Raw genomic sequence first — 9513 nt, 5'->3', positions numbered from 1 at the left:
AACACCCCCTGATACCCACCCGCCTAATCAAACGAGGCTCAGGCGAAATCCCCCCACCCCACTAACGCCCGGCGCAAGGCGGACGCGTGGCAGGACTGGGGGACTCGTCTGGTGTGGCCCGGCCGGCGCCCCGATTCGAGGGTTCTCCAGAGAGCTGACTGCAACGGAGACTGCAACCGACGCGAACAGGGCGTACGCCGATAATCGGGGTACGCCCTGGTAGTCGTGGGTGCGCCGTCAGGGACTTGAACCCCGAACCCGCGGATTAAGAGTCCGCTGCTCTGCCAATTGAGCTAACGGCGCGTGTCAGCGGGGCCTCGGCCGGGGGCCGGGGTCCCTTGCGACAGGAAGAACAGTATCAGGCACCGTGGACCTGTGCGAATCGTTTAGTCGCGGGCGGGGAGGGCGCTCATGACGCCGCGCCAGAGGGCGATGGCGGTGGCGCGGGAGCCGACGCCGAGCTTGGCGTAGATGCGGTTGACGTGGTTCTTCACGGTCTTCTCGCTGAGGAAGAGCTGGCGGGCGATCTCGCCGTTGGAGCGGCCGGTGGCGATGAGGTCCATGACCTCGGCCTCGCGGGCGGAGAGGCCGTGGGTGGTGCGGGACGCGTCGCGGACGCCGCGCAAAACGTCGCGGGCGGTGAAGGAGCCGGGGACGAGATGGCCGCAGGCGCCGGCGCGGAGGGCGGCGTCGACGGCGTGGTGGTCGCCGGCGGCCAGGACGAAGACGCGGGAGGTGCCGGTGAGCGGGGAGGTGTGGCCGGCGGCGGCCACGTCGAGCAGGACGATGTCGGGCCGGAGCCGTTCGGCGAGGTCGAGTGCGGCCTGGGGGTCGGGGGTGTCGGCGACGACCTGGAGTTCGTCGCTTGAGTCCAGGAGTGAGACCAGGTTCGCGCGGGCTCGCGGATCGCCGTCCACCACGAGTACGCGCAGCGGGGCCGTCTCGTCGACGCTCATCCGTTGCCCTTGGCGTGTCGTTGACATTCTCTAGGGTCGGAGCATAACGGGACGATCTTCGAGAGTCGATCGTTCCGCGCCGGGACGGCGAACCTGAGGCGAAACCGCCCGGTCGGGCCGCGGGGGTGCGGCCCGCGGGGCGGGCCGCACCCGGGCGGTCAGTTGTAGAAGGCCGCGCCGTGGAGGTCGACCGGGTTGGCGGTGCCGCCGGTGGCCACGCCGTAGACGGCGACGAAGGCCGGGCCGGAGGCGGTGAGGCCGGTGTAGTCGCCGAGCATCCGGCCGGAGGTCGTGGCCGGCACGGCGCGCGCGCCGAACGGGCCTTCGATGTGCCGCTCGCGCCACGAACCGGGCTTCGTGCAGCCGTCCATGCAGGTCACAGCCCAGAAGTCGGTGGGGAGGGTGGCGGCCGGGGTGTTGTTCCGGAAGTCGTAGTAGGTGATCGCCACGGTGCCGCCGGGGGACACGGCGAGCACGGCCGACCTGGAACGCTGTTTCAAAAGTGCCTTCCTCGTCCTTGGTGGGGGGTCTGGCGAGGAACGCGGCCGCCTGGCCGGCGGCAAGCGCTGGTCATCTGCGTGATGATCTCTTGGGTTGCCGCTTCTAGTCGCCCCACGGGTCGTCTGGCAGGGAAGGAAGCTTGATCTTCGGCGGGCGCAACGAGGCGGGCGGCTCGCCGACCTTGCCGGAAACGAGCCGGAGAACGACACCGCCGTTCGCCGCGCTCGCCACCTGCAACGCGAGGATCCCGGTCTCCTGCGGCGGTGGAGTCTGGGTGCCGCCGCACGAGGTGGCTTGGCCGTATTTGTGAAGTTTGAGCGTGCAGGTGGGTTGGAGCTCACCGGAGCCTGTTCCGTCGTCCGATTTGATCTTGAAGCTGAGTCCGGGCGGGGTGACCTTGACCACCGACAGCATGGTGATTCCGCCGTGGCCCTTCACTTTGATGTCGACGGGACCTGACACCAGGACCGCGCAGTTCCCGTCACCGCAGGCCGAGACATCGGAGCCGTCCGCGGGCGTCACCGGGGTAGTGGACGCGGCGGTCACCGGGGTCTTGGATTCTGCGCCTTGCGCAGGGGAGTCGCTCGACCCGCCGAAGACCCCGCAGCCTCCCGCTACCAGCATGGTGAGCATCGCCCAGCCGGTGACCCGCCCACGATCGAGTACGGCTGGCCGCCGTGGTCGTCCTGACGCTGTCTGCTTCGACATACGGCCTGGTCTCCTTCACCCGATGGGACGCCAAGCGTAACGAGGCGAACTCGGGAGGGGTCCCGACCGCCGCAGGCCGTTCGGGGACACGCGCCGGGCGATTACGCGCGCCCCCTATCGCTCCCAGAATCGGACATCCGCGAGGGGGAGCTTGGCGGAGGACACAGGAAAGCCCTGGGCATCCTTGGGATGACCAGGGCTTTTTCTGTTTCTGGGCGTGGGGTGAGTGAGGGGACTTGAACCCCCGACATCTTGGACCACAACCAAGTGCTCTGCCAGCTGAGCTACACCCACCGTGGCCGGGATCGCTCCCGGCTCCCAGTAGTGTAGCGGCTCCCGGGGGGTGGGTCAGCCGGAGGTGATCCTGGCGGCGACGGCACGGGCGGTGTCGGAGTCGGGGCCGGGCTGCTCGACGAAGACGGCGGCGCGGTAGTAGCGCAGCTCCTGGATGCTCTCGGTGATGTCGGCGAGGGCCCGGTGGCCGCCCTTCTTCTCGGGGCTGGCGAAGTAGACGCGCGGGTACCAGCGGCGGGCCAGCTCCTTGATGGACGAGACGTCGACCATGCGGTAGTGGAGGTGGCCGTCGAGGGCGGGCATGTCGCGGGCGAGGAACGAGCGGTCGGTCGCGATGGAGTTGCCGCAGAGGGGCGCCTTCTTGGCGTCCTTCACGTGCGTGCGGACGTAGCCGAGGACGGTGTCCTCGGCCTCGGCGAGGGTGATGCCGCCGGGGAGCGCCTCCAGGAGGCCGGACGTGGTGTGCATGTCGCGGACGACCTTGGTCATCTGCGTCACCGACTCGGGCGGCGGTTTGATGACGACGTCGACGCCCTCGTCGAGGATGTTGAGCTCGCTGTCGGTGACCAGTGCGGCTATCTCGATGAGCGCGTCGTTGCGCAGGTCGAGTCCCGTCATCTCGCAGTCGATCCAGACCAGCCGCTCGTTCATGCACTCACCCTACGGCCATGAACGACTGCGCGGGGCATTGCGGGCGATCGATTTAGGAGGTCACGCGCCGGGCGATATGGCCGGGGACGGGGATGCCGGAGCGAAGCAGGGGATCGGGGTCGGGGGCGCCGAACGCCTGGTGGACGGGCAGGACACCGGCCCAGACGTCAAGGTCGTGGTCGGGGTCGTCGTCGGAGGGCGGGCCCTGCCGGATCTTGACGGACGCCTCGTCCAGGGAGAGGGCCAGGACGGTGACGCCGGCCATCTCCTTGCGGGTGGGCCGGCGGGCCACGTCCCACTGGCCGGGGGCCAGTTGCTCGGTGATGGCGCGGAGACCGGTCAGCTTGTCGTCGCCGTCCAGAAGGCGGGGCGTCCCATAGATGACGGCACTGCGGTAGTTGATCGAGTGGTGGAACAGGGAGCGGGCCAAGACGATCCCGTCGAGATGGGTGACCGTGACGCAGATGTCTTGGGCCGGCCCCTCCATGAGGCTGCTCGCACCGGTGGAGCCGTGGATGTAGAGGGTGTCGTCCAGGCGTCCGTAGCCAGTGGGGAGGACGCGTGGCGAACCGTTCACGACGAGGCCGAGATGGCAGATCATGCCGTCGTCGAGGATCTCGTGGAGGACGGACCGGTCGGCGCTGGAGCGTTCGGGGTAGCGGCCCAGGCGTGTGCGCGCGGTCGATGAGAGTGGGTTCATGTCCGTTTACGCTAGGAGTCGAGTGGCCTGGTGGGTATGGCCACTTGACGCGTATAGCCGGAGACCACTTTGTCGATCGATCTGCCCCTCTCCGTAGACCGGGATGGCGGGGGCCCAATGAGCGCGCAACTCGTCGCGCAACTGCGTGCCGCCATGGGGGAGGGACGGCTGGCCGCGGGTGAACGGCTGCCGTCCAGTAGGGCGCTGGCGGGTCTGCTAGGGGTCAGCCGGACGGTCGTGACTGAGGCGTACGAGCAGCTCTATGCGGAGGGCTGGCTAGAGGGACGACATGGGTCAGGTACCTATGTCACTGAAGGCGTCGCCGCCGCACCCACGCCGAGGCCACAGAAGCCGAAGGCGAGGTCCGTCCAGAGGGCTGCGGCGGCTCCACACGAGATCGACCTGAGGCCCGGTATCGCCTGGATCGGGGCTCTGGACACACCCGCGTGGCGTAGAGCCTGGCGGCTGGCTGCGGGAATGCCGCCGCAGCAACGCCAGGACCCGCACGGGCTGCCCGGCCTACGGCAGGCCCTGACCGACTACATCAGACGCAGCCGCGGCGTGACCTGCCCCCTGGACGCGCTCTTGGTCACGCGCGGGGCGACCAACGGGCTTGATCTGCTTGCGGCGACCGTCCTCGAACCGGGGGACCGCGTAGGCGTGGAGGATCCCGGCTACGTCAGGGCTCGTGCTGTCCTCAAGGGACGTGGCGCAGAACTCGTCCCGTGCCCTGTCGACGAGCACGGCATCATCGTCGACGCCCTGCCCGACGGTCTGCGCCTCGTCTACACGACGCCGTCGCACCAGTTCCCGATGGGCGGTGTCCTGCCCGTCCCGCGTAGGCAGTCCCTGCTGGCGTGGGCGAGGCGCAACGGGGCGCTCATCGCCGAGGACGACTACGACGGCGAGTTCCGCTACGACGTCGCGCCGCTGCCCGCGCTCTACGGCCTGGATCCGGACGTGGTCGTCTACCTGGGCACGACGGCGAAGATCCTCACCGCGGACATGGGGGTCGGCTGGCTGACCGGACGTCCCGACCTGGTGGCGGACGTGGCGCTGCGCCGCGAGGAGCTGAACGACCGGACCGCCGTGGTGCCGCAGGACGCGCTGCGGCTCCTCCTGGAACGCGGCGACTTGGACAGGCACGTCCGCCGGATGCGCGGCGAGTACGCGCGCCGCCGCGAAGTGGTGGTGCAGGCGCTGGACGGTCTCGTCGTGCGCGGCGACACCGCCGGCCTGCATCTCGTCGTGGACGTCCCGGAGCCGTTGGCCGGTGCTGTCGCGGCGGAGGCGGCCGTGCGCGGGGTCCTGGTCGAGACGCTGGGCCGCCACCACATGGGCGCGGAGCGCGCCTCCGGCCTGGTGATCGGCTACGGCTCGGCCGCGACGCCGGCCGCGCTGCGCACCGGCTGCGAGATCATCCGGGAGCTCGTCGGATAGCACGATGCGCCGACGCGCAGGGAGCGGGAGCCTGGTCAGTTGGACATGGCGGACGGCCCGACCGGTACGGGCTCCGAGGCGGGGTGCAGGGGCGCGGAACGTCCCGGCGGGGGATCGGTCTGCGGCGGGCGGACGGGCTCCTGCGGTCGCGGCCGCGGCAGCAGCCGGGGCCCGCCCGTGGTGCCGGACACGCGGGGCCTCGGGATGGCGGCGAGCGGTGTGTCCGGGCCGGTGACGCGCCGGACGTCGATGCCGCCGGGATCAGGGCGGTCGAGAAGCGGCACCTGGGACGCGCCGTAGTGCCCGCCGCGGGCCCAGTCCTTGCGGCTGCGGTGCGCATGGTAGGACTGCGGCGACGGCAGCGGGGGACCGGCCGGCCAGCGCCGCGCGACGCCCCACTCCTCCAGCCACTGGACGATCGCGTCGAGCCCGGCGAGCGGCGAGCCGGTGAACGGCGTCCGGGACTGGGCGACCACGACGAGCTGCGCGCAGACGCGCCCCTCGCGGCCGGTGCACGCGCCGAGCAGGCGGGCCGCGCGGGTGATCGGCAGGAGCTGGACGATCTCGCCGGTGCCGGGATGCCACACCAGGTGCGCGGGCCGGTCCTCCTTGACGAGGTCGGCGGCCACCGAGCGCGCGGAGACGGTGCGCGGATCGTACTCGCCGGCGCACCAGACGGCGCGGGGTGCACCGCCTCGCAACGCTCCGCCGTCGTGTCGTGCCGGCATGCGGCCGGCTCCCGGCAGCCATGCGTCTGCCACGGTGCGTTCCCCCCAATCGGGTGGTCTAGCCCCGAGTGGTCTAGTCCTCTTCTCTTAGCCCAGCGAGACTCATAAGTCCAGCCTGCCGTCTCATGGGCCTGGATGACGGCTAACGACACCCGTGCCAGGTAGAGCCCGGTTTGCGCGGCTGTCGTCGCCATTGAGTACCCCGAGTGTCCGAGGATTCCACCTTGTGTCACCTTTTTCCTATGGGAGTCTCGTCTTGTCGCCGGAGGGGCGTCCGTCCCGTGTCGGGTCCTACGGCGTTCGCGCAGGTCACGACGGATCCTGGAGGCCAGGTGAAGCCTTCCTGGAAGTCGGCCGGAAGTGGCCGGGTGTCACCGCTCACACGGGCGGGTACCGGGGTGGGGTTCCCAGCCCAGACCGAGCAGCGTTCTAATAGGTCGTCATGACCGTTGACGCAGAACTTCCGGCCGGGGTCCCCGGCATCGACGTCCCCCGGTTGGCGGCCTGGCTGGCCCGTGAGCTGCCCGGATCGGGACGGATCACCGCGATCGACCTCATCGCGGGCGGACGTTCCAACCTCACCTACGGCATCACCCTCGACGGCGGCCGCATCGTGCTGCGCAGGCCGCCGCTCGGGCACGTCCAGCCGACCGCGCACGACATGGGCCGCGAGTACCGGGTTCTGACGGCGCTCGGCGGCGGGACGGCGGTCCCCGTGCCGCGGACGCTGGCCTTCTGCGACGACGAGGACGTCATCGGCGCCCGCTTCTACCTCATGGACTTCGTCGAGGGACGCGTCCTGCGCACCCGCGAGGACGCCGCGGACCTCACCCCCGGGCAGGCGCGCGGCCTCAGCGATGCGCTGGCCGAGGCGCTCGCCGCGATCCACACCGTCGACCTGGAGGCGGTCGGGCTGGCGGACTTCGGCCGCCCGTCCGGCTACATGGAGCGCCAGCTCAAGCGCTGGGGCAAGCAGTGGGACGGCTCACAGGAGGCCGTCCGCGCCACCGGCACGACCCGCGAGCTGCCCGAGTACGACCGGCTCGTCGCGCGGCTCGCCGAACGGCTGCCCGCGGACGCCCCGGCGCGGCTCGTGCACGGCGACTTCCGGCTCGACAACGCGCTCGCCCGGCTGGAGCCGCGTCCCGAGATCGCGGCCGTCGTCGACTGGGAGATGTCGACGCTGGGCGACCCGCTGTCCGACCTCGGGCTGACGCTCGTCTACTGGGCCGAGGCGTCCGATGCCGAGGAGCTCCCGGTCGGCGCCACGATCACGTCGGCGCCGGGCTTCCACACGCGCCGCGAGTTCGCCGCGCGGTACGCCGCCCTGACCGGCTTCGACCTCGCCGACATCGACTTCTACGTCGCCTTCGCGTGCTTCAAGCTCGCCGTCATCCTGGAAGGCATCCACGCCCGCTTCCTGCAGAACGCGACGGTCGGGGAGGGGTTCGACCAGATCGGCGCCGGGGTGCCGCTCCTACTGGAGCGTGCACACCGCACCCTCGACGCCGGCTCCCTCTGGTAGATCCCTCAGCAGTACCCGACGGACGCGGAGCCGCCCGACGAGAACGACACCGAACCGGTCTTGTGGCCCCAGCAGATCACGTTCGTCCGGGACACCCGCACGCCCGCGGACTCTCCCGACGACAGGCGCCCGCCGCCACCGGCCTCGAGTTCGCCGGACGTCCCGGTGACGCTCCAGCTGACCGCCCCGCCGACGGCGGTGACCCGGACGGTGCAGGACTTGCCGTCGCCCATGCTGCACCCCGACACCGACAGGTGGCCCGGGCTCGGCGGGTCCGGTTCGTGGCTCGTCGGCGGCGCCGGCGGCTTGGTCGACGGCGTCTTGGACGGGCTCTTGGACGGCGACGGCGACTTCGAGTTCGACTCCGTCGGGGACGGCGACGACACCGTGGGGGACGGGTCGGTCGGCGCCGGCTCCGGTGCGCCCGAGTCGCCGGGCGAGCCGCTGCCGCCCGGTACCGCCGGGCCGGTCGCGGCCGCGTTCGTCCCGCCGTTGCCGCTGCCCAGCCAGGACCACGCGCCGGCGACCAGCACCAGGACCCCGACGCCCACGGCGACCGCGGCCAGCAGCGGGCCGCGCCGGCGGGGCGCCCGGTCGCGGGCGCGCGGCGCGGTCCCCTGGTAGGGCAGGGGCCATCCGTACTCGTCGAACGGCTCGGTCCACGCGGCGATGGCGCGGCGGTTCCCGGCCCGGTCCTCGGCGGTCGCGGCGGTCAGCACGTCCAGCCGCAGCTCGGCCGGGATCGCGGCGATCGGCAGCACCGCCAGCAGCCGGTCCGGCGGCAGCGGCGGCGTCTCCCGCGCCCCGCACACCGGGCAGTTCTCCACATGCCGGACGAGTGCGGCGGACGTCTGCGGCGACAGCGGCCAAGACTCGGTCAGCGCCGCGACGCTCGGGCAGTCCTTCCAGTGGTTCTGCGCGATGAGGGACGCGTGCAGCGCGGCGCCGAGGTCCTCGCGGGCCTTCTCCACCAGCGCGAGGGTCTCCTCCAGCGGCATCCCGAAGACGCCGGACAGGTCCACCTCGTCCAGCTCGTGCCGGACCGACAGGTCGATCGCCTCGCGCTGGCGCCCGTTGAGCGCGGCGAGCGCGCTGTGCGCCAGCAGCCGGCGCTCCTCGCGGCGGGCGAGCTGCTCGGAGGTCAGCTCGTCCTCGGCCTCCGGCGCCTCCTGCCCGGTGTGCCGGTTCGGGCTGTCGCGGCGCCGCATGCACTCCTTGCGGGCGATGGCGTACAGCCAGCCGCGCAGCCGCTCCGGCTCGGTGAGCCGGTCCACGTGCTCGCGGGCGGCGATGACGACGTTGCGCAGGGCTCCGGCCGCCTCGACCCGGTCGCGCAGCAGGCCGTGGCAGTAGTCGTAGAGGAACGGCGCGTAGGTGTCGTAGACCTCGGTCAGCGCGATGACATCGCCGGCGCGCAGCGAGTCCGCCAGCCTGACGTCATCGTTCCGCCCGGCCCCTGGCTCACCGGCCACGGGAACCCTCCCCAGTCGATTTCGGTGTGCAAGATGGTGCCCCCGGCGAGCCGCCGACACCTGCCGGCCGACTCTGGTTGCCTGATCTTGCCACCAAGTCGCTGGGATTTCTCCCCTATGTGCGGATTTTAGTGACGGACACGGCACGCGCCGTGGCCGAATCGCCTTGTGAGACGGCACTTGCACCCATGAAAGTGATCTGGATCACGTTTAGGGTTCAGTTGCCGTCGCCGGGAGATGCGGCGCATGTGACCCTGCCGGAGCCGCCGGGGGAGAACCTGACGGTCCCGGACGCACCAGGCTGCTCGCAGGTACCACTGACCTGAGCGACGGCCGATTGGCCGGCAGCGAGCGTGCCGCCGCCGCTGGCGCTGAAACCACTGCTCGCACCCGTCACGGACCATCTGACAGTCCCGCCAACAGCTCGCACGGTGAGGGCGCAGCTTCCGCCGGGCTGGGCGATCTCGCAGGAGCCCACCGACAGCGTGCCGGTTTTCGGCGTGGTACGGGTCGCGGTCGGCTTGGACGAGTGAGACGG

At 71.2% G+C, this 9513-nt stretch carries 9 protein-coding genes and 2 tRNA genes; 2 read left to right on the top strand and 9 right to left on the bottom strand.

Features of this window, described 5'->3' with window-relative positions; translation table 11 throughout:
• Positions 1-230: 230 nt before the first annotated feature.
• The 7 genes from E1293_RS39845 to E1293_RS39815 form a co-directional block, all read right to left on the bottom strand.
• Positions 231-303 (bottom strand) — tRNA-Lys (locus E1293_RS39845).
• Between the two features lie 83 nt (positions 304-386).
• On the bottom strand, positions 387-956 hold the full coding sequence (locus E1293_RS50350; protein ID WP_132204140.1) for a response regulator transcription factor: 570 nt from the start codon (positions 954-956) through the stop codon (positions 387-389).
• 158 nt (positions 957-1114) lie between these two features.
• On the bottom strand, positions 1115-1456 hold the full coding sequence (locus E1293_RS39835; RefSeq protein WP_132204138.1) for a hypothetical protein: 342 nt from the start codon (positions 1454-1456) through the stop codon (positions 1115-1117).
• A gap of 103 nt (positions 1457-1559) precedes the next feature.
• Complete coding sequence (locus E1293_RS39830) at positions 1560-2090, bottom strand: hypothetical protein (RefSeq protein WP_132204136.1); 531 nt, start codon at positions 2088-2090, stop codon at positions 1560-1562.
• Between the two features lie 293 nt (positions 2091-2383).
• Positions 2384-2459, bottom strand: a tRNA-His gene (locus E1293_RS39825).
• Between the two features lie 54 nt (positions 2460-2513).
• Positions 2514-3110, bottom strand: coding sequence for an oligoribonuclease (gene orn, locus E1293_RS39820; RefSeq protein WP_132204134.1), 597 nt, complete (start codon positions 3108-3110; stop codon positions 2514-2516).
• A gap of 52 nt (positions 3111-3162) precedes the next feature.
• Complete coding sequence (locus E1293_RS39815; protein WP_132204132.1) at positions 3163-3810, bottom strand: pyridoxamine 5'-phosphate oxidase family protein; 648 nt, start codon at positions 3808-3810, stop codon at positions 3163-3165.
• Positions 3811-3927: 117 nt separating this feature from the next.
• On the opposite strand from E1293_RS39815, the gene pdxR reads away from it, so the two are divergent.
• A complete protein-coding gene (gene pdxR, locus E1293_RS39810; protein WP_132204130.1) occupies positions 3928-5250 on the top strand; it encodes a MocR-like pyridoxine biosynthesis transcription factor PdxR in 1323 nt (440 codons plus the stop codon).
• Positions 5251-5285: 35 nt separating this feature from the next.
• On the opposite strand, the gene E1293_RS39805 is transcribed toward pdxR, so the two are convergent.
• Positions 5286-5978, bottom strand: coding sequence for a hypothetical protein (locus E1293_RS39805; protein WP_207939374.1), 693 nt, complete (start codon positions 5976-5978; stop codon positions 5286-5288).
• Between the two features lie 442 nt (positions 5979-6420).
• Between E1293_RS39805 and E1293_RS39800 the strand changes: the two genes are divergently transcribed.
• A complete protein-coding gene (locus E1293_RS39800) occupies positions 6421-7503 on the top strand; it encodes a phosphotransferase family protein (protein WP_132204128.1) in 1083 nt (360 codons plus the stop codon).
• 5 nt (positions 7504-7508) lie between these two features.
• On the opposite strand, the gene E1293_RS39795 is transcribed toward E1293_RS39800, so the two are convergent.
• On the bottom strand, positions 7509-8975 hold the full coding sequence (locus E1293_RS39795; protein WP_165978607.1) for an RNA polymerase sigma factor: 1467 nt from the start codon (positions 8973-8975) through the stop codon (positions 7509-7511).
• Positions 8976-9513: the final 538 nt, after the last annotated feature.

The organism is Actinomadura darangshiensis (assembly GCF_004349235.1).
Classification (GTDB): Bacteria; Actinomycetota; Actinomycetes; order Streptosporangiales; family Streptosporangiaceae; genus Spirillospora; species Spirillospora darangshiensis.
The sequence above is the reverse complement of the archived record's forward strand: the minus strand, read 5'-3'. Positions and strand labels throughout refer to the sequence as shown.